The 21,696-nt window shown below is 34.0% G+C and carries 17 protein-coding genes; 5 read left to right on the top strand and 12 right to left on the bottom strand.

What is annotated here, in order from left to right:
• Positions 1–290: 290 nt before the first annotated feature.
• The 3 genes from thrC to thrA all read right to left on the bottom strand — a co-directional run bounded on the left by thrC (position 291) and on the right by thrA (position 5,156).
• Positions 291–1,580, bottom strand: coding sequence for a threonine synthase (gene thrC / locus AAGV28_RS05165; RefSeq protein ID WP_373405759.1), 1,290 nt, complete (start codon positions 1,578–1,580; stop codon positions 291–293).
• A 127-nt stretch (positions 1,581–1,707) separates the two neighbouring features.
• A complete protein-coding gene (locus tag AAGV28_RS05160; protein WP_373405758.1) occupies positions 1,708–2,628 on the bottom strand; it encodes a homoserine kinase in 921 nt (306 codons plus the stop codon).
• Between the two features lie 80 nt (positions 2,629–2,708).
• Positions 2,709–5,156, bottom strand: a complete 2,448-nt coding sequence (thrA, locus tag AAGV28_RS05155; protein ID WP_373405757.1) for a bifunctional aspartate kinase/homoserine dehydrogenase I — start codon at positions 5,154–5,156, stop codon at positions 2,709–2,711.
• Between the two features lie 673 nt (positions 5,157–5,829).
• On the opposite strand from thrA, the gene AAGV28_RS05150 reads away from it, so the two are divergent.
• Entirely contained in the window at positions 5,830–6,474 is a 645-nt protein-coding gene (locus tag AAGV28_RS05150) for a DUF47 domain-containing protein (RefSeq protein ID WP_373405756.1), read from the top strand.
• A 31-nt stretch (positions 6,475–6,505) separates the two neighbouring features.
• Entirely contained in the window at positions 6,506–7,840 is a 1,335-nt protein-coding gene (locus tag AAGV28_RS05145) for an inorganic phosphate transporter (protein WP_373405755.1), read from the top strand.
• Between the two features lie 225 nt (positions 7,841–8,065).
• On the opposite strand, the gene rimK is transcribed toward AAGV28_RS05145, so the two are convergent.
• A complete protein-coding gene (gene rimK / locus AAGV28_RS05140; protein ID WP_373405754.1) occupies positions 8,066–9,442 on the bottom strand; it encodes a 30S ribosomal protein S6--L-glutamate ligase in 1,377 nt (458 codons plus the stop codon).
• A 143-nt stretch (positions 9,443–9,585) separates the two neighbouring features.
• Positions 9,586–12,135, bottom strand: a complete 2,550-nt coding sequence (locus tag AAGV28_RS05135) for an ATP-dependent Clp protease ATP-binding subunit (RefSeq protein WP_373405753.1) — start codon at positions 12,133–12,135, stop codon at positions 9,586–9,588.
• A gap of 257 nt (positions 12,136–12,392) precedes the next feature.
• Here AAGV28_RS05135 and gyrA point away from each other — a divergent pair, with 257 nt between their 5' ends.
• The 3 genes from gyrA (at position 12,393) to AAGV28_RS05120 (ending at position 17,101) form a co-directional block, all read left to right on the top strand.
• The gene (gyrA, locus tag AAGV28_RS05130) at positions 12,393–15,041 is read left to right on the top strand and encodes a DNA gyrase subunit A (RefSeq protein ID WP_373405752.1); all 2,649 of its coding nucleotides are present in this window, start codon (positions 12,393–12,395) and stop codon (positions 15,039–15,041) included.
• Positions 15,042–15,073: 32 nt separating this feature from the next.
• On the top strand, positions 15,074–16,357 hold the full coding sequence (locus tag AAGV28_RS05125; RefSeq protein WP_373405751.1) for a tetratricopeptide repeat protein: 1,284 nt from the start codon (positions 15,074–15,076) through the stop codon (positions 16,355–16,357).
• Between the two features lie 141 nt (positions 16,358–16,498).
• Positions 16,499–17,101 (top strand): 5'-methylthioadenosine/S-adenosylhomocysteine nucleosidase family protein, encoded by a 603-nt coding sequence (locus tag AAGV28_RS05120; protein WP_373405816.1) that lies wholly within the window; start codon positions 16,499–16,501, stop codon positions 17,099–17,101.
• Positions 17,102–17,163: 62 nt separating this feature from the next.
• Here the strand turns inward: AAGV28_RS05120 and AAGV28_RS05115 are convergent, their stop codons facing one another.
• From AAGV28_RS05115 to AAGV28_RS05085, 7 genes are all read right to left on the bottom strand, one after another.
• The gene (locus AAGV28_RS05115; protein ID WP_373405750.1) at positions 17,164–17,640 is read right to left on the bottom strand and encodes a hypothetical protein; all 477 of its coding nucleotides are present in this window, start codon (positions 17,638–17,640) and stop codon (positions 17,164–17,166) included.
• Positions 17,637–18,239 carry a peptidoglycan DD-metalloendopeptidase family protein gene (locus tag AAGV28_RS05110; protein ID WP_373405749.1) on the bottom strand — a complete coding sequence of 201 codons (603 nt, stop codon included), beginning with the start codon at positions 18,237–18,239 and terminating at the stop codon, positions 17,637–17,639. Before AAGV28_RS05110 ends, AAGV28_RS05115 begins: the two co-directional genes overlap by 4 nt.
• A gap of 185 nt (positions 18,240–18,424) precedes the next feature.
• Positions 18,425–18,781, bottom strand: a complete 357-nt coding sequence (locus tag AAGV28_RS05105) for a helix-turn-helix domain-containing protein (RefSeq protein WP_373405748.1) — start codon at positions 18,779–18,781, stop codon at positions 18,425–18,427.
• A gap of 5 nt (positions 18,782–18,786) precedes the next feature.
• Positions 18,787–19,080: a type II toxin-antitoxin system HigB family toxin gene (locus tag AAGV28_RS05100; protein WP_373405747.1), complete on the bottom strand. Its 294-nt coding sequence runs from the start codon at positions 19,078–19,080 to the stop codon at positions 18,787–18,789.
• A gap of 91 nt (positions 19,081–19,171) precedes the next feature.
• Positions 19,172–19,912: an acyl-[acyl-carrier-protein] thioesterase gene (locus AAGV28_RS05095; RefSeq protein WP_373405746.1), complete on the bottom strand. Its 741-nt coding sequence runs from the start codon at positions 19,910–19,912 to the stop codon at positions 19,172–19,174.
• Between the two features lie 21 nt (positions 19,913–19,933).
• Positions 19,934–20,857, bottom strand: coding sequence for a tRNA (adenosine(37)-N6)-dimethylallyltransferase MiaA (gene miaA / locus AAGV28_RS05090; protein ID WP_373405745.1), 924 nt, complete (start codon positions 20,855–20,857; stop codon positions 19,934–19,936).
• Between the two features lies 1 nt (position 20,858).
• Entirely contained in the window at positions 20,859–21,692 is an 834-nt protein-coding gene (locus AAGV28_RS05085; protein WP_373405744.1) for an ion transporter, read from the bottom strand.
• Positions 21,693–21,696 lie beyond the last annotated feature (4 nt).

Raw genomic sequence — 21,696 nt, 5'->3', positions numbered from 1 at the left:
TAGCCAGATGATTAGGTTTTGTGAATTAATTAGGCTTTAGCCAAAATCTAAATTAAGATTTGGCTAAAGCCTTTTGAAACTTTAATTTGTAAACGGGCTAAAGCCCGTTCCAATTGATTTGGGTTAAAAAAAATCCGTTAAAATCTGTTTTATCCGTTGAATCCGTGGGCAATTCAATAGCAATGACTATTGCAAAAATCAATTTCAATTTTAAAATATTCGAGGCAAAACAAACCACAAAAAAACGGCTAAAGATTGCTCCATAGCCGTTTGTATTGATTTTTGAAAGTTTATCCTAAAAAGGCTTTCATTTCGTCATACGTTTTGATTTTAGTACTTACTTTATCTTTGTTGAGTACACTTTCAATTTGAGTTGGAATTGGTAATTTGATTCCTAAAGCCGGTTCTACTACGTCTAAAAACTTGATAGGATGTGCCGTTTCTAAGAAAACACCAATAGCATTCGGGTAATTTTCCAATTCTTTTTTCAAACCTAAGTACCCTACCGCTCCATGTGGTTCGGCAATGTAACCATCGGTTTTATAGATGTTTTTTAGCGCTTCTAAAGTTTCTTCGTCATTATACGTATAAGAAGAGAAATCTTTTTTAAACTGTGCTAAATCGTTTCCGTACATTTCCTGAATACGGATAAAGTTACTTGGATTTCCTACGTCCATTGCATTTGAAATGGTTGCTATAGATGGTTTTGGATCGTAAATTCCGTTAGTTAAAAATCTTGGAACGGTATCATTTACGTTAGTTGAAGCTACAAAATGTTCGATATTTAATCCCATTTTCTTAGCAATAATACCAGCGCAAATATTTCCGAAATTCCCACTTGGGCAAGAAAAAACTAAAGGTTTGTTGTGAAATTTCAAGGCTTTGTAAGCAAAGAAGAAATAAAACATTTGTGGCAACCATCGTGCAATATTAATTGAGTTAGCCGAAGTTAGGTTTTTGTGTTTCAAGCTTTCGTCTAAAAACGCTTTTTTAACCATATCCTGGCAATCGTCAAAAACACCATCCACCTCCAGTGCTTTGATGTTTTGTCCCAATGTAGTCAACTGTCTTTCCTGAATGTCGCTTACTTTTCCGGAAGGATAAAGAATAACGACTTCAACACCCTGAACAGCCAGAAAACCGCTGGCAACAGCGCCTCCTGTATCTCCAGAAGTGGCCACTAAAACAGTATTAGTATTGTCTTTTTTGTCTTTGTTAAAATAACCCAGACAACGCGACATAAAACGCGCTCCAACATCCTTAAACGCCATTGTAGGACCGTGGAATAATTCCAGAGAATAGATTCCGTTCTCCACAGGAACTACTGGAAAATCAAAGCATAAAGTCTCTGAAATGATTTGTTTTAGGGTTTCAGTTGGAATTTCGTCACCTACAAATTGCTGAATGGCTTCGAAAGCAATTTCTTCATTGCTTAAGTTCTCAATAGTATCAAAAAAAGATTGTGGAAGCGCAGTAATGCTTTCCGGAAAATACAATCCTTTATCGGATGCTAATCCTTGAATTACGGCTTCCTGAAAAGAAACTTTTGGTGCGTTATGGTTTAAACTGTAGTATTTCATTGTTATGCTATTTTTATAATCCCCACCCCAGCCCTCCCCAAAGGGGGAGGGAGGAAGAACCGGAATATTAATTTTAATAATTTTGCATCGTTAAGAAGCCCCTCCTTCGGAGGGGTTGGGAGGATTTTTAAATCACTCTCATCCCCGTATCATTCACTTTACAAACATGAATTTCATAAGGTAAATTCATCGTATCGTAAACGGCGCTCATGCCCTGTGCAATTTTATCTGCGGTTTCCTTACCTCTGCTTAATGCAAATATTGAAGGACCAGAACCTGAAATTCCTGAACCTAAAGCGCCATTTTCTAATGCCGATTGTTTGATTAAATCAAAACCAGGAATCAATACGCTTCGCAACGGTTCTACAATTTCGTCATGCAACGAACGCCCGATTAAATCGTAATCCTGAGTGTACAATCCAGCGATTAATCCGCCTACATTTCCCCATTGCGTAATCGCGCTTTTTAGAGAAACGGTTTGTTTTAATACCGAACGGGCATCAGAGGTTTTCAATTCAATTTGTGGGTGAATTACGGTGGCGAACAATTCGTCAGGACTATCAATTTTGATAATATCCAAAGGATTTGAACTTCTAACCAACGTAAAGCCGCCTAAAAGGGCAGGGGCAACGTTGTCAGCATGTGCGTTTCCGGAGGCTAATTTTTCGCCTTGCATCGCAAATTTCACTAATTCTTTTCGGGTAAATGGATTACCTAATAATTCGTTAGCAGCAAAAACAGCTCCAGCTGAACTAGCAGCCGAACTACCAATACCGCTTCCGGCTTTGATGTGTTTGTAAATTTCGATTTCGAAACCAAAATCGGCATCTACTTCTTCCAGCATGGCTAATAAAGCGACTCCTGCAACGTTTTTCTCGGTTTCCAATGGCAAATTAGCACCCTCAATTTTGGTGATGCGAATGCCTTTTTCAGCCGTTTTTCGAACAATCATTTCGTCTCCTACATTGTCTAAACACAATCCCAGAACGTCAAATCCACAGGAAAGGTTGGCAATAGTTGCAGGGCAAAATACTTTTACTTCATTCATAAATTTATGTTGTTGGTTGTCAGTTGTTGGTTGTCGGTTGATTTTAGCTATCAACCATCAACTAAAAACTTTAAACTACATTATACGTTTCCTATTCTAATTACATCGGCAAAAATTCCCGAAGCCGTAACCGCTGCTCCAGCACCAGCACCTTTTATCAATAAAGGTTGGTCTATGTAACGATCCGTGAAGAATAAAACAATATTGTCTTTTCCTTCCAGGTTGTAGAATGGATGGTCTTTTGGAATGAATTGCAAACCTACGCTTGCCTTTCCATTTTCAAACTGAGCCACAAATTTCAATCTACTGTCTTTTGCTATGGCTTCCGCCAAAATACCTTCGAAATGGCTGTTATAGGTAATCAATGATTTGAAAAATTCCTCGTTATTAGCCGTATCCATACATTCTTTTGGTAAAAAAGCCTGGTTTTCAATATCTTCAATTTCCATTTGGTAACCGCTTTCGCGAATTAAAATCAGGATTTTTCTAGCAACGTCAATTCCGCTTAAGTCAATTTTTGGATCAGGCTCCGTAAATCCTTGAACTCCCGCTTCTTTAACCACATCGTGGAACGAATTGTCTTTGTCGAAATTGTTAAAGATAAAGTTTAAACTTCCGGATAAAACCGCTTGAATTTTGTGTACTTTATCACCAGATGCAATCAGGTTTTTAACCGTGTCGATAATTGGTAATCCCGCACCCACATTCGTTTCAAACAAGAATGGCGCATTGTATTGTCTTGATAATTTTTTCAGGTTTTTGTAATTGTCATAAGCCGAAGCACAGGCAATTTTGTTACAAGTTACCACACCCACACTTTGTTTCAAGAAGTGCTCGTAAGTAGCAGCAACATCAGCATTAGCTGTAATATCTACAAAAATAGAGTTGCGTAAATTTAACGCAGCTACTTTTTCGATAAACAATTCTTTGTTAGCCGCTTCACCATTGTCAAGCGCTGCTTGCCATGAATCCAAATCAATTGCATCGTCATCAAAGTGCATTTTTCTGGAATTAGATAAGGCAATCACGCGAACGTTGATTTTTAAATTTTCTTTTAAGAATTTCTTTTGTTGGTGGATTTGCTCGATGAATTTTTCACCCACATTACCCACACCCATTACAAACAAGTTCAATTGTTTTGTATTTTCCTCAAAGAAGTTTTCGTGCAAAGTGTTCAAGGCTTTTTTAACGTCTCTTTCGTTAATTACTGCTGAGATATTTCGCTCCGAAGCACCCTGAGCAATCGCTCTGATGTTTACGTTGTTTTTCCCCAAAGTGCTAAACATTCTTCCGCTTAGCCCTTGGTGATTTTTCATGTTTTCGCCAACCAATGCAATAATACAAAGGTTTTTCTCCACAATGCATGGATCGATTTTGTTTTGAGCAATTTCGATTTCGAATGCTTTGTTGATGGCGTTTTCAGCAACTTCCGCATCCGAATTCAAGATTCCAATACAAATAGAGTGCTCAGAAGAAGCCTGAGTAATAAAAATTACATTAATATTTTCATTCGATAATACTTCGAAAAGTCTTTTAGAAGAACCAGAAACTCCAATCATTCCCGGGCCTTCCAGTGTTATCAAACTGATATGTTGAATATGACTAATTCCTCTTACCGGATTTCCATTTGAAGTAGAAACATTAGAAATAAAAGTTCCTTCATTCTCTGGTTCAAAAGTATTTTTAATGTGAATTGGAATATTTTTTCTTAAAACGGGCTGAATGGTTGGCGGATATAAAACTTTGGCACCAAAATGCGACAATTCCATTGCCTCTTGATACGAAATGGCAGCAATAGGTTGGGCTTGTTTTACAATTTTTGGGTTAGCAGTAAACATTCCGTTTACGTCAGTCCAAATTTCTAATTCGCTAGCATTTAATGCTCCAGCCATAATAGCTGCAGTATAGTCTGATCCACCGCGACCTAAAGTAGTATTGATTTCGTCTAAAGAAGAAGCAATAAAACCAGGCATTACTACGACCTGCGACTCATTCGAACTAAAAAATGCAGTAGTTAATAAGTTGGTTACTTCAAAATTTACAGCGGCTTTTCCGTAATTGTTATTGGTTTTAATCAACTCACGGCTGTCTTTGTAACTGCTGTTTTTTAAATTTTGCTTTAAAGATTCTGCAATAATGTAAGAGGAAAGCAATTCGCCAAAACTTAAAATAGTATCTGATGTTCTAGCCGATAATTCGCCCAAAAGAAAACAGCCGTCTAAAATAGTTTCCAGGTGGTTGATGATTCTTTTAATATGGCTCAATAAACTGCTTTGCTCGCTTACAGGAATTAATTCTTTTAAAGCGTCTAAGTGTTTTTTCTCGATTTCAGCAACAATGTCTTTGTAGGTTTCATCGTTAGAAGCAGCTTTTGAAGCGGCTAATTGCAACAAATCCGTCACTTTGCTAAGGGCAGAAACAACTACAATTAGTTTGTCTTTTTTAGCTTTGTTGAGAACAATATCTAGAACTAGTTTTATATTTTTTGCATTGGCTACCGAAGTTCCGCCAAATTTTAATACTTTCATTTTGTTTGTTTTATTTTAAAAATGCAATACTTTATATACACCCAACAGCTTTCTTCTAATAAAAAAGTATGTATAAATTTAGGATTATATGTAATGATAAATACCCCTAAGGGGTAGTAGTAGTTGTAACAGAAATTGAAACCCAAATTTGAGTTGCTATCGGAGATTGATATATAGTTCTGTTGTCTTTCATAAGAGTTCCCAAAAATACAGTTTTTTATAAAAAGCAAAAACCTTTATTTGGTTTTTGTGAATAATTTTAAAAAAAGAGCAAATATATGTTTTTACTGCTTTTAATTATCCCTATTCTTCTTTAAATTTTTAGAAATAAGATGTTTTTTGTGAAAATAACAGCAGAAAAGATTTATCAAAATGAGAAACTTTAAAAACTGTGAGGACCTAAAAAGTTTTAGGTACAGCTTTGCTTTCGTTTTTTTAGATTAATTAGTGTGATTTTTATCTTTAGCGATTCAGCAACTGAAAGCTTTTATTTTTTGAGAAATAGCGGTTTTGTACTAATTGCTTTGCGAAGTATTTTCTATTTGGATCAATTTATAATTTAAAAAAGCACAGATTGTATGAAAAAAACAAATTAGTGGATTATTAATTTTTAAAATGACTTTATCATGAAATAAAAAAAAGTATTTTTGCTGTCTAAAAAATAAAGTAAAAAATGTCAATAAATAGTATTTTCCAATTTTTAGTACCAAAGGATAAAAAATTCTTTCCACTTTTTGAAGAAGCTTCTAGTAATTTGATTGAGTTGGCTTCTAATTTGCACGAAGCTGTAAATCTTCCGCTGAAAGAAAGAGAAGTGCTTTTTCATAAAATTGATGAATTAGAACAAAGAGGAGAAGATATTACCCGTCAGACTAATTTAGAGTTGAGTAGAAATTTTATTACTCCGTTTGATAGAGAAGACATTCACTCACTGGTTACTTCTATTGATAATGTTGCCGATCGTTTGCACGGTGCTTCAAGTATTATGCGATTGTATCAAGTGGATAAAATTACTAAATCCATTAGAAAATTGACAGAAATTAATCTTGAAGCCTGTCAGAATATTGAAATTGCGGTAAAAGAATTGAGAGATTTTAAAAATGCACATAAAATTAAAGCAGCTTGTGCTAAAATTTCTAAGTTAGAAAACAAATCGGATAATGTTTATAATAAAGCGGTTTTTGAAATTTTCGAAAATGAAACTGACGCTAAGAACATTATTAAATACAAAGAAGTATTATCAATTCTAGAATCGGCTACCGACAAATGTAAAAGTGTAGCAAGTGTTTTAGAATCTATTTCGGTTAAACATTCTTAAATTTAATTTATTCTTTTGAAGTAATTAACCTATGACTTTACTTATAATAATTATAGTTTTAGCACTTGTTTTTGATTACATAAATGGTTTTCATGATGCTGCTAATGCTATTGCAACGGTAGTTGCTACAAAAGTGTTAACTCCTTTTCAAGCAGTGGTTTGGGCAGCTTTTTTTAATTTCTTAGCCTATTGGGTTTTTGGATTTGGAGTTGCAGATACTGTTGCAAAAACAGCGCACACAATTGACATCAACTTGATCGTGATTCTGGCAGGTGTTATTGCAGCCATTTGTTGGAATTTATTAACCTGGTGGTTAGGGATTCCGTCGAGTTCTTCTCATACTTTAATTGGTGGATTTGCTGGAGCTGCTATAGCTCATGCTATTTACATGCACGGTTTTTCAGATTATACCGTAGTTGAAGATGGGGTTACTATTACAAGACATTGGTATAATATTGTAAACTGGTATGATCCAGGGAAACCAGGTGGTTTGCCTACAGGTGTAATGATTATAATTGCTTTTATATTTTTGGCGCCATTAGTAGGAGCAATCGCTTCTTATTTAATATCTATTTGGTTATTAAATGCAGCTAGAAAAAGCATTTATCCAAAGATATTTACAGTTGTTTTAATGATTGCTACAATTTGGTTTGTAAGCAGTATGATGATTGATGATATTGAAAAGCCAAGATTTGAATCTCATTTTTGGAGTGTTGCTTTTGAACCTCATAACATAAAATGGCTTTTAGTTGGTTTTATTGTTTTGTCAATTAGTGCATTTTGTTTGGTTTTTAGCAGTTTGAGTCATCATCAATCGGAGAAGATGCTAAAAAAGATGCAATTGCTATCTTCAGCAGCATTTAGTTTAGGTCATGGTGGTAATGATTCTCAAAAAGTAATGGGTATTATTGCAGCAGCGGTAATTGTTTATGTAAATAGTGAGGGAGTGGCTTTAGAGTCAATGCCTAGTTGGTTGCAAGTAGCCTTGCCTGATGGAGATACTCCAGGGATTATGCCCGAATGGATTCCGTTAGCTTGTTATTCGGCTATTGCGGCAGGAACATTGAGCGGTGGATGGAAAATTGTAAAAACAATGGGATCTAAAATTACAAAAGTAACTTCTTTTGAAGGTGTTGCGGCAGAAACAGCAGGAGCTTTGACCTTATATTTTACCGAACATTTAAAAATTCCAGTAAGTACAACTCACACTATAACAGGTTCTATTATTGGTGTTGGATTAACTAAAAGAGTCTCGGCAGTGCGATGGGGAGTGACCGTTAGTTTGATTTGGGCTTGGATTTTAACCATTCCTATTTCTGCACTTTTAGCAGCCATTTGCTATTATATTTTGAGTATTTTCTTGTAGATCAAGAGAAATAAATGATAACAAAAAAAGAGATTTTCTAAATTTAGAAAATCTCTTTTTTTATGACTGAAATTATAAGTAAGTCGAAAGTTTAAAAGTTGTAAAGTAAAGAGGCTTTATTGGTAAAAACATCTAAAATTCAATGTTTTAATTAACAATATATCGTTTCAAAATACAACATTATATAGTTTTTCTACTTATTACAAAATGGAAGCAATTAAAATCTTAATTTTTTATTGTTTCCATTTTGAAGTTTTTCTCGATAGCCTTAATCATTTCGCCAGCGATATCTTTGTTAGTTGCTGTTTCGATTCCTTCAAGACCTGGAGAAGAGTTCACTTCGAGCAATAAAGGTCCTTTTGAAGAACGAATAATGTCTACACCTGCAACTTTTAAATCCATGGCTTTAGCGGCTTTAATGGCTATTTTTTTCTCTTCTGGAGTTGCTTTGATGATTGAGGCTGTTCCGCCAAGGTGAATATTGGCTCTGAATTCGCCTGGCATGGCTTCCCGCTGAATGGTAGCTACTACTTTTCCGTCCACTACAAATAGGCGTAAATCTTTACCGTTAGCCTCCTTGATGAATTCCTGAACAAGAATATTAGCATTTAAACTTTTGAAAGCATTAATAACACTTTCAGCAGCTTTTTTGGTTTCGGCTAGAACGACTCCTTTTCCCTGAGTTCCTTCCAATAATTTTATGATTAAAGGGGAGCCACCAACCATTTTTATTAAATCGTCTGTGTCTAAAGGAGAATTAGCAAAACCAGTTGTCGGAATATCAATACCGCTATTCAAAAGTAATTGTAGCGAATATAATTTATCTCGCGATTGTGTTATGGCTGTAGCCGAATTTAAGCAAAACACCTTCAAGGCTTCAAATTGTCGTGTTAAAGCACAGCCGTAAAAGGTAATACTTGGTCGAATTCTAGGAATAATGGCGTCAAATTGATTTAGTATTTTTCCGCCACGATAATGAATCTCAGGAGTTTTAGCATCTAGTTTGATGTAACATTCTTTTATGTTCAAGAAGTGCATTTCGTGACCACGCATTTCTCCTGCTTCCATGATTCTTTTGTTGCTGTACAATTCAGGATTGCTTGCTAATAAACCAATGCGTAATCCGCTAGGTGCTTTTTCTGAATTTTTATAGATTTCTTTTAGACTGTCTGTTGTAGGTTGACCCAATAAGAAGCGTTGTTCTGGATCTACAAGAATTCTTCCGCTCATGGCTTCGCGACCTAAAAGCATACGGAAACCCATAGTGTCTCTGTTGGTCAAAGTCATTTCTATTGGCCAAATAGTGTCGCCAATTTTTAGATTGGTTTGAATAACGTAGCGTTGTTCTCTAAATCCGCTAGAACTTTTTACGATTCTTTTGTCTACCAATGGCGCTTCACAATGAATAATTGTTTTGGAGTTGTTTTGGATAGGATTGATATCAAATTTTACCCAATTCGATTCATTTTTGATAAACGGTGCAATATTAATAGCGTGAAGAGCGGAAGTTTTCGCTCCCGAATCTACTCTCGCTTTTATTGTTGGTATTCCTAATTCTGGGAATGAACACCATTCTTCGCTACCTACAACTACTTTATTCATTATTCTTATTGGTTTGAGATTGTATTTTGTAAAACGTCAAATGTAGTTATTTGTTATCTAAATTACTGCCAATTCTGTTAAAAGAATAAACCCGTTATGTTATGAAAACGTAACGGGTTTAAGTATGAAATGGATAGCAATTTTTATGGATTAGTTGCTTCTCCTGTTTTTTGAATTTTTACATTTAATTCCTGAGAACCGTCTTCGATATCCATGAAAATTTCATCTCCGGTTGTAATTTTTGAAGTGATGATTTCCTCAGCAAGAGTGTCTTCAACATATTTTTGAATGGCTCTTTTTAATGGTCTTGCACCAAATTGTTTATCAAAACCTTTATCAGCAATAAATGCTTTTGCTTTATCAGAAAGATTCAATTGGTATCCTAAATCAGCAACTCTTGCATATAATTTTTTCAATTCGATTTCGATAATCAAATCAATATCATGTTTCTCTAAAGCATTAAATACAATTACATCATCAATTCTGTTTAAGAATTCAGGTGCAAATGTTTTCTTCAAAGCATTTTCAATGATACTTTTCGAATTATCATCGGCTTGTGCCACTTTAGCAGCGGTTCCAAAACCTACTCCTTGACCAAAATCTTTTAATTGTCTTGCTCCAACATTAGAAGTCATGATGATTATAGTATTTTTGAAATCAATTTTTCGACCTAAACTATCTGTTAAAAATCCGTCGTCTAATACTTGTAAAAGCATGTTGAAAACATCTGGATGTGCTTTTTCTATTTCGTCTAAAAGAACAACTGCGTATGGTTTTCTGCGTACTTTTTCAGTTAATTGTCCACCTTCTTCGTAACCTACATATCCTGGAGGTGCACCAATTAAACGAGAAATAGCAAATTTTTCCATGTATTCACTCATGTCAATTCGTACTAAAGCATCTTCAGAATCGAATAATTCTTTAGCTAGAACTTTAGCTAATTGTGTTTTTCCAACACCAGTTTGACCTAAGAAAATAAATGAACCAATAGGACGATTTGGATCTTTCAATCCAGCACGATTTCTTTGAATAGAACGAGCAATTTTTATAACTGCTTCACTCTGACCAATCACTTTACTTTCAATAAGTTGTGGTAATTTGGCTAATTTATTGCTTTCTGTTTGTGCAATACGATTTACAGGAATTCCAGTCATCATAGAAACTACGTCGGCAACATTGTCTTCGGTTACCTCAATTCGGTTGCTTTTAGCATCCTCTTCCCATTGTTCCTGAGCAATAGCTAAGTCTTTCTCAATGCGTTTTTCGTCATCGCGAAGTTTAGCAGCTTCTTCGTATTTCTGTTTTTTAACAACAGCATTTTTTAATTCTCTAATGTCTTCTAATTGACGTTCTAAGTCTAATATTTTCTTAGGAACTTCAATATTGGTGATGTGAACACGTGAACCTGCCTCGTCTAATGCATCGATAGCTTTGTCTGGTAAAAAACGTTCCGACATATATCGGTTGGTTAATTTTACACAAGCTTCAATAGCTTCTTGACTATAGGTAACATTGTGGTGGTCTTCGTATTTATTTTTAACATTATTCAAAATGGTAATTGTTTCTTCTACCGAAGTAGGTTCTACAATGATTTTTTGAAAACGTCTTTCTAAAGCACCATCTTTTTCAATATACTGTCTGTATTCATCTAATGTTGTGGCACCAATACATTGTATTTCGCCTCTGGCTAATGCTGGTTTGAACATATTAGATGCGTCTAAAGATCCAGTAGCTCCACCTGCACCCACGATGGTGTGGATTTCGTCAATGAAAAGGATAATGTCGTCATTTTTTTCTAATTCGTTCATTACCGCTTTCATACGCTCTTCAAACTGTCCACGGTATTTAGTTCCGGCAACTAAACTGGCTAGATCTAGAGTAACAACACGTTTATTGAAAAGAATTCGAGAGACTTTCTTTTGGATAATACGCAATGCTAAACCTTCGGCAATAGCTGATTTTCCTACTCCTGGTTCTCCAATTAATAATGGATTGTTTTTTTTACGACGGCTTAGAATCTGACAAACACGTTCAATTTCTTTTTCGCGTCCTACAACAGGGTCTAGTTTTCCTTCTTCGGCCATTTCGGTCAAATCCCTACCAAAATTGTCTAAAACAGGAGTTTTAGATTTCTTGTTGGACTTGTTGGCTGGATTATTGAAATTACCTTCTTTTAAACTGTCATCTTGTCCTAAGTCGTCATTGTAAGAGTCAGTCGCTCTAGGTAAATTTTCTAAGAATTCTTCTTCGTTTGGTGTCATATTTAGATATTGTTCTTTAGCTATATCATAATCTATTTTTAGTTTATTCAATAACTTGGTTGTGGGATCGTTTTCGTTTCTTAAAATGCATAGTAAAAGGTGGGCCGTACTCACTGACGGACTCTGGAAAACCTTGGCTTCAAGAAAAGTCGTTTTAAGAGCACGCTCCGCCTGACGCGTCAAATGCAGGTTTTTCTTTTCTAAATTACTATCTATTCCCGGGATTGCAGGGCTTAGGATTTCTACCTTTCTACGTAAATGATCCAGGTCTATTGATAAGTTGTTTAATATTTGTATTGCTTTACCATTACCATCTCTAAGGATACCAAGCATCAAGTGTTCTGTCCCAATGAAGTCATGACCCAGTCGTAAAGCTTCTTCTTTACTGTAGGTAATAACATCTTTTACTCTTGGTGAAAAATTATCATCCATAATATTTATTTCTAGTATGTGTAAATTTAGTGAATTACTTATTGAAAAACAAAAACCGTACCTAGAGTACTTATGTCAGCTAATAGACAAAAAAAAAGCCATAAAAGCTTGGTTTTATTTTTAATTTATTAAACAAAAGCCAATGTTAATTTGTTAATAAATCATTGAAATTAGTGTATTGAAAAGCTTTTAAAAATTTCAAAAAGCCGTATATTGGCACGTTTTGAAATGAATATAATTATTTAATATAACAACTTATGTCTGAAGGAGAAAAGTTAATTCCTATTAACATAGAAGATGAAATGAAATCAGCTTACATTGATTATTCAATGTCGGTAATTGTATCAAGAGCGCTTCCAGATGTTAGAGATGGTTTAAAGCCAGTGCATCGAAGAGTGCTTTATGGAATGTATGATTTAGGAGTAACTTCAAGATCTGCTCATAAAAAATCCGCAAGAATTGTCGGGGAAGTTTTAGGAAAGTACCATCCACACGGAGATACTTCTGTTTACGATGCTATGGTGCGTATGGCTCAAGAGTGGAGTATGCGATATTTATTAGTTGACGGTCAAGGTAACTTTGGTTCTGTAGATGGCGATAGCCCTGCAGCAATGCGTTATACTGAGGCTAGAATGCGTAAGATTTCAGAAGAAATAATGGCTGATATCGAAAAAGAAACAGTTGATTTTCAATTGAACTTTGATGATACTTTGTATGAGCCAAAAGTAATGCCTACAAGAGTCCCTACCTTATTGATTAATGGAGCTACAGGTATTGCAGTAGGTATGGCTACTAATATGCCACCACATAACCTTACAGAAGTTATTAACGGTACACTAGCCTACCTTGATAATAATGATATAGAAATAGACGAATTAATGACACATATTAAAGCTCCAGATTTTCCAACTGGAGGAATAATATATGGTTATGAAGGTGTTCGTGAAGCATTTAAAACGGGTAGAGGACGTATTGTAATGCGTGCCAAAGTTGGTTTTGAAGAAGTAGACGGAAGAGAATGTATTATTGTTACTGAAATCCCATATCAGGTGAATAAAGCTGATATGATTAAGCGTACAGCTGATTTAGTTAACGAGAAAAAGATTGATGGAATTGCTAATATTCGAGATGAATCCGATAGAAATGGTATGCGTATCGTTTATATCCTTAAACGTGATGCTACGCCTAACGTAGTTTTGAATACTTTATACAAATTTACTCAATTACAATCTTCTTTTAGTGTAAACAATATTGCATTAGTAAAAGGTCGCCCACAAATGTTGAATCTAAAAGATATGATTCATTATTTTATTGAGCACCGTCATGATGTAGTAGTTAGAAGAACACAATTTGAATTGCGTAAAGCAGAAGAAAGAGCGCATATTCTTGAAGGTTTAATTATTGCTTCTGATAATATTGACGAAGTAATTGCATTGATTAGAGGTTCTAAAAATACAGAAGAAGCTCGTGAGAAATTAATAGAAAGATTCAAATTGTCTGATATTCAGGCACGTGCTATTGTTGAGATGCGTTTGCGTCAACTTACAGGTCTGGAACAAGATAAGTTAAGAGCGGAGTACGAAGAATTGATGAAGTTAATCGATCATTTGAAAGCATTATTAGCTGATGTTGACTTGAGAACGGCTTTAATCAAAGAAGAATTAGAAGAAATTCGCGAGAAATATGGTGATGAGCGTCGTTCTCAAATAGAATATTCAGGTGGAGATGTAAGTATCGAAGATTTAATTGCTGACGAAAATGTAGTGATTACAATTTCGCATGCAGGGTATATCAAACGTACAAACCTTACAGAATACAAAACGCAGAATAGAGGTGGAGTGGGGCAAAAAAGTGCTGGAACAAGAGATCAAGATTTCTTAGAGCACATGTTTGTGGCAACAAATCACCAGTATATGATGTTCTTTACCCAAAAAGGAAAATGTTTCTGGATGCGTGTTTATGAAATTCCAGAAGGAAGCAAAACTGCCAAAGGTAGAGCGATTCAGAATTTGATTAATATTGAAAGTGATGATAAGGTAAAAGCGTTTATTTGTACTCAGGATTTAAAAGATCAGGATTATATCAAGACTCATAACCTTGTAATGGTGACTAAGCAAGGTCAGGTTAAGAAAACTTCTTTAGAGAAATATTCTAAACCTCGTGTAAACGGTGTTGCTGCCATTACTATTAAAGAAGGTGATGAATTATTAGGAGCTGAATTGACTAATGGAGAAAGCCAAATCATCCTAGCAGTTAAGTCTGGTAAATTGGTTCGTTTTGAAGAAACTAAGACACGTCCAATGGGAAGAACAGCTTCTGGAGTTCGTGGAATTACGTTGAAAGACGATACGGATGAAGTAATTGGTATGGTTACTGTAGATAAAGATAATATTAACGATTCACAAATTTTAGTAGTAACTGAAAACGGATACGGTAAACGTACCAAATTAGTTGACGAAGATGGTGAAGATGTTTATCGAATCACGAATCGTGGAGGAAAAGGAGTTAAAACACTTAATATCACCGAAAAAACAGGAAACTTAATTTCGATTAGTGCTGTTACTGATGCTGATGATTTAATGATTATCAATAAATCAGGATTGACTATTAGAATGGCAATTGAAGATTTACGTGTAATGGGTCGTGCTACGCAAGGAGTTCGATTGATTAACTTAAAAGGGAAGGATTCTATCGCTGCTGTAACAAAAGTAATGAAAGATGATGTTGCCGAAGTTATCGTTGATGAAGAAGGTAACGTTATTGAAACGGTTGCAATCGAAAGAGTAAAACCTGATCTAGAAGTTCTTGAAGATGATGGAACAGTAGATGAAGATGATGATGAAGACGATGCAAACGAAGAAGAATTAGCAGATGAAGATGATGCTAATGAAGAAGACGAAGAGTAAACTACGATCAAAATAAATTATAAATATTAAAAATGAATACTATGAATGGTAAATTTGTAATGCTAGCTTCAGCTTTATTGCTGTCTGTTGCAACTTTTGCTCAGAAAAAAGAATTGAAAGCAGCCGAGAAAGCTGTAAGAGGCGGAGATATGAAAGAAGTGTTAGAACTTTTAAAAGCGGTTGAGCCAGTATTGGCTAATGCTTCTGATGAAGAAAAAGCACAGTATTATTTTTTAAAAGGAAATGCGTATTTGGATTTGGTAGATAAAAAAATCGATACCGATGCCAATATGAAATTAGCAGCTGATACTTACAAAGAATTGATTGCTGCTGAAAAAGCATCTGGAAAACAAAAGTATTCTGCACAAGCAGCAACTTCGATTACTAAAATTAAAGGTTTATTAATCAATAGTGCAGTTGCGGCAACTAAAGAGAATAACAATGCAGAAGGAGCTCAAAAGTTACACGAAGCCTATTTGTTAGATAAAAAAGATACTATCAATCTTTATTATGCAGCTTCAACGTATGTAAGTGCTAAAAATTATGATAAAGCAATGGAATTGTATAATGAATTAAAAAACATGAACTATTCTGGAAAAGCTACAGAATACCTTGCTGTAAGTAAGGTTAGTGGAGAAGAAGCGGGTTTTGCTTCGGCGGATGAAAGAGATAAAGCAGTAAAAATTGGAACTCATGAAAAGCCAAGAACAGAAGAAATACCATCTAAAAGAGGTGAGATTTACAAAAACATGGCTTTAATTTTAGTAGATCAAGGAAAAATAGCTGAAGCTAAAAAAGCAGTTGCTGATGCTAGAACTACTAATCCTGATGATTCTTCGTTGATGTTAACTGAAGCTAACTTGTATTTACAAACTAAAGATTTTGACAAATACAAGCAAATAATTACTGAAGTACTAGCTAAAAATCCTAATGATGCTGGTTTAGTTTATAATTTAGGTGTTATTTCGGCTAATGCAAACAATAATGCAGAAGCTGAGAAATATTACAAAAGAGCAGTAGAAATCAAACCTGATTATACTAATGCTTACATCAACTTAGCGGTTTTAAAATTGCAAGATGAAAAAGGTCTTATTGAAGAAATGAACAAGTTAGGAACTTCAGATAAGGATATGAAACGTTATGATGTATTAAAAAAGAAAAGAGAAGATTTGTTTAGAAGTACATTGCCTTACTTGAAAAAAGCGTACGAATTAGATCCTGAGAATACTGATATTGTAAAAACGCTTTCAGGAGTTTACGGAGCTTTAGAAATGACTGCAGAGAAAAATGCATTAAAAGCTAAAGCAGCAAAATAAGTCTTGAAAAGTTATGTTAAAAGCCATCTTTTGATTCCATTCAAAGATGGCTTTTTTTGTTGTACTAACTCTAGACCATCAATATAATTTGTAATTTTGCTTTTCTTGAATTTTTACCTAAAAAAGCATTGATTGATAGACATGATAAAGATTAACAACGACCATCAGTTTTTAATAGAAAATATTCTTTTTGTATTTGCTTTAGAAATAGAAGCAGGCGAAATTTTTAATAGCCACAACTGCTTGTTTACGGGAATAGGAAAAGTAAATGCCAGTTACGAATTGACCAAAACAATCCATCAAAAAAAGCCCGGTTTAATTGTCAATCTCGGAACAGCAGGAAGCAGTTATTTTAGCAAAGGTGATGTTGTTTGTTGTACGCAATTTGTACAACGAGATATGGATGTACGAGGTTTAGGTTATGCACTTTACGAAACGCCTTTTTCAAATGTTCCATTAGTTTTAAATTACGGCATGCCAATTGGAGAATTTCCTATGGGAATATGTGGGACAGGAGATAACTTTGAAATGGAACACAACACAACACAATACAACGTTGTGGACATGGAAGCCTATGCATTAGCAACAATTGCTAAAAAAGAAAACATTCCGTTTTTATGTCTCAAATACATTTCAGACGGTGCTGATGAAAGCGCTGCCGAAGATTGGTCTGTTTTAGTACATAAGGCTTCCCTTGCTTTTGGTAAAATATTTCAAATTAATGATACTATTTTTACTCAATAATGTTGATTTTATGATAATTTCAGATTGTTTCTTCTTATTTAGCCTATTAAAGGATTATCTCTTTATTGATTGTATGTAAAAGTATCTGTCCAATCGGATGATTTTATGGCAGAAATCAGATTGTCTGAATTTACAAAAACACGAAGTTCTTTATTGGCTACTTTTTTGGTATACAAAGCTTTAAAGCGATATACCGTTGTTTGGTTATTATTATTTCGGTAAACTTCAGCTAATTGAAGGTCTATAAAAGTACCGTACCACATTCTATACTTAGAACAGGTTTTAGAAAGTTTTTCAATAGTAATATTGTTAATCACTGATGCTGTTGCTTCACTAGTGCTAAATGGTTTGAATTTAGAAGTATTACAGGTCATTAAAACACGTTTACCTAATTCGTAGGCTTTGTTTTTCTGACTGCTGTTGATTTGGGCTACAGCCAATTTTACAACTTCATCTGGTTTAGGTTCTCTTTGATGTGCTTTTTTTGACTTACATCCTACTAATGTAATTAGACTTAAGATTACAATCAGTTTTTTCATTTTAATGTTTTTATTTTTAATAATAGATTTGGGTCGGGACAATTTTCTAAATAGAAATCCAAATTAGACAGACTGCATACACCAGGATAATCACCGCAATACTCATCAATATTTTTGATAATTTGAAAATGCAAATGGGGTGCATAATCACCATTTTCAGATGGATTTCCAAGAGTTGCCAACTGTTGTCCTTTTTCAAAAGACATTCCGATTTTTATATTTTGTATACTTTCTAACGACAAATGTCCATATAAAGTATAGAAAATTTCATTTTCTAATTGATGTTTTAAAATTAGTGTTGGACCATAATCGCCAATTGCATCATTATTTTTAAAACTATGAATCCAGCCATCCAAAGGACAAATTACCGCAGTTCCTGCCTGAGTCCATAAATCAATACCAATGTGAATGTTGCGTTCTTCAGTAACTTCACTTTTAAAATGGCTACTTCTTTGATATAAATTTCGTTTCTCCAGATAACCGCCAAAGGCAATTTTGGAATCGAAAACTTGCTGTTGTTCTAGTATATAATTTTCAAATGCTAAAGCATCTGTAATATCGATTTGTGCTAAATTTGAATTGTTAACTGATAAATCCAACGGGAAATAATCTTTATCTGAATTGGCATTAGCCAATAGATGAATGGGAGCTGTATTTTTGAAAAGACTTTCGATGTTTTATAGTATTTAAGATTTTAAAGTAAATAAAAAAAGCCAAACTAAAAAATTTAGCGTGACTTTTATAGCTTATGATTTGGAAAAATTAGGATTGTTTTTAGAAACAATCAATAGGATTGAATTAAAACATCTGTAGGAATATGTAATCCTTCATGTAATTTTCTAATCATTTCAAGAGATAATTTTCTTTTACGATTTAAAATTTCACTGGCACGACTTTTTAATCCCACTATTTTAGCCAAATCATTTTGATTGTAATTCATTTGTTCCATTCTAAATTTAATTGCTTCAATTGGATCCGGAAGAGCAATAGGGAAGTGTTCTTTTTCATATTGATCGATTAGAATTCCAAGAATTTCTAATTCATCACCATCTGGAGTATTACTTTTTGCATCAAAGATAATTTCAAGTCTTTCGAGTGCTTTTTCGTAATCTATAGCTGTTTTTATAGGTTTAATTTCCATAATTATTAAATTTCATTAGCATTGATTTTATCATATTCTGAATGCGTTCCAATAAAACGTATCCAAACCATTTGATAATCATAATTTATTTTTAAAATCAAGCGATATTTGTTTCCTTTTATATTGAAAACAACACGATTGCTATTCAAAATACTGACACTTGGATAGTCTAACTTTATTTCATTAGGATTTTTCCATTCTGCTTTTGATACTTCTAAATACCAAGATTTTAGTTGTTGTTCACAATCGGCATGTGATTCCCAAAAATCTCTCAATATTTTTTTAGCGATGACTCTCAAGCTTTTCTATTTTAGGCAAAGATATTAAAAAGTTCCCCTTTTGGGAATTGTTTTTTATTAAAATGTTTGTAAATTTTTAGTCTTAAAAACATTATCCTAAATTCAACTGCAACGCAAAGCAGTTTTTATCTTCTTTGGTAATACTAAAAACAATGGAATCGTCGGAAGCATTTTCATGAATCATTACTTGATCTCGTAATGAAAGTTCTTTCATGAAATTCATTTCGAAGCTTTTTATTTTTTGCTTCAAAATAATTTTTTCGTCTACTAAATCCATACACCATTCCAGATACTTAACATTATTAACGTGGTTGACAATATCCAAATCTGATAAAATAACAGTTTTGCTAAAAACTTCTTCTTTCTCAGTATTGATTTCAATTTTCGAAAAACTCTCTTCGGTCGCTTTTACATCTGGGAATAGTTCAAAGTGATCATGTGTAAGTGTTAACAATTCTGGACGACGTTTTTTAGTATTGAAAACCGCCCAAAAAGTCTCGCAACCCACCATCTTTTTACCATTAACATACATTTCCAGAGCACGAACGGAACGTGAATTCTCTAAGCTGTTAATCCATGTTTTTACTGTTACGGTATCTTTCCACTTTGGCAAATCGCTAATTTCTACTCGCATTCTGCTCAAAACCCAGGCTTGATCAAATTCCTGCATGTCAGAAAAACTGATACCTCCAATTTCAGAATGTGTCGCTGCTGTGAGTTGTAGCAAATTACACAATTCGGTATATTTTAGGTTTCCCGAAGGCAAACATTGGGTAAAATTGATTTCAAAATCTTTGCTTAGTACAGAAGTGAAATTAGAATCTATTGGCATGGGTATTTTAGATTAACGATTTTAGATTTTTTTATTTAAATTAATATAATCAACTATTTGATGAGTTGGTGTTTCAAAATGAAACCATTTGGTGTTTTCATCTCGTTTGAACCATGTAAGTTGACGTTTTGCAAAACGACGCGTATTTTTCTTAATTTCTTCTATGGCAAATTCTAAAGAAAATTCTTTTTCAAAATAACTAAACAATTCACGGTAACCAACGGTTTGTAGTGCATTTAACTCCTTATTTGGATACAAACTCTTGGCTTCTTGCAGCAAACCTTCAGTCAACATGATATCAACACGCTGATTGATGCGATTGTACATTACATTTCTTTCGGCTTCAAGCCCAATGAGAATAGGAGTGAAGTTTCTTTCGTTTTTTGTTTGGTTTAAAAAAGAAGAATATGGTTTTGAAGTTCCAATACAAACTTCTACAAATCGCATCATACGTTGCGGATTGAGTAAAGTTTGCGGATTTTCGATATTGATTTTTTCGAAATAATCAGGATCTTGTTTTTTTAGCTCTCCTTGCAAATAACCAATTCCTAGCTTTTCATATTTAGCGTTGATTTCTTGGCGTACAGCCGAATCTATTTCGGGGAAAGTATCAAAACCTTGTAAAATAGCATTGACATATAAACCTGAACCGCCAACTAAAACTACATAATCATTGGTTTTGAACAACTCTTCAATGGTTGCAATGGCTTCTTTTTCGAAATCACCTACGGTATAATTTTCAAAAATAGATTTGTTTTGGATAAAATGATGTTTTGCTGCAGCCAATTCTTTTGGATTAGGTACAGCAGTTCCAATAGTCATTTCCTTGAAAAACTGACGGCTATCACAAGAAACAATTTCGCATTTATAATGATTGGCTAACTGAATACTCAAAGCTGTTTTTCCGATAGCTGTGGGACCAATTATAGTAATTAGGTGTTTCATTTTAATTGTTTTCGAACGAATGTCCGCATTGAGGACAAAATTTTGCATTAACAGGATAATCGGTATTGTCGCAATTTACGCAAGGATTTTGATGATGCGTCATTTTATTCTGGTTGAATTTGCTTATTTCAGCCGACACAATTCCTGTAGGTACGGCAATGATACCATAACCTAAAACCATTACAAAGGAAGCAATAAATTGACCTAAAGGTGTTTGTGGAGAAATATCACCATAACCTACAGTGGTAAGTGTAACTATAGTCCAATAAATGCTAATTGGGATACTAGTAAAACCATTTTCTTTCCCTTCTACTAGGTACATTATTGAACCAATAATTATGGTACTAATAAGTACAAAATAGATAAAAACAACTATTTTTCCACGGCTTGCAATAAGTGCTTGTTTTAGTTTATAAGAATGGCTAGTAAATTGTGGATTGTTTAAAATTTTGAATAAACGCAATAAACGCAAGGCTCTTATAACAGTTAATATATTATAACCTGTAAGAAAAAGTGAGGCATACATAGGTAAAATAGCCAATAAATCAATAATGCCATAAAAACTAAAAATATACCGAATGGGTTTGTTTATACATAGAATTCGAAGTAAATATTCGATAGTGAAAAATACGGTTATAATCCATTCGAGTGTAATTAAGTACGTATGGTATTTTAAATCAAACTCAGCAACGGTTTCCAGCATTACCAGAAGTACACTTACCAGAATAACTCCCAATAGTATTAAATCAAATAACCGTCCCGCTCTGGTATTTGTATGGTAAATGATTATATAGACTTTTTTTCTAAACTTAGAATACATTGAGGAAAACTCCATTTGT

The organism is Flavobacterium zubiriense, assembly GCF_041729725.1.
Taxonomy (GTDB): Bacteria; Bacteroidota; Bacteroidia; order Flavobacteriales; family Flavobacteriaceae; genus Flavobacterium; species Flavobacterium zubiriense.
The sequence above is the reverse complement of the archived record's forward strand: the minus strand, read 5'-3'. Positions and strand labels throughout refer to the sequence as shown.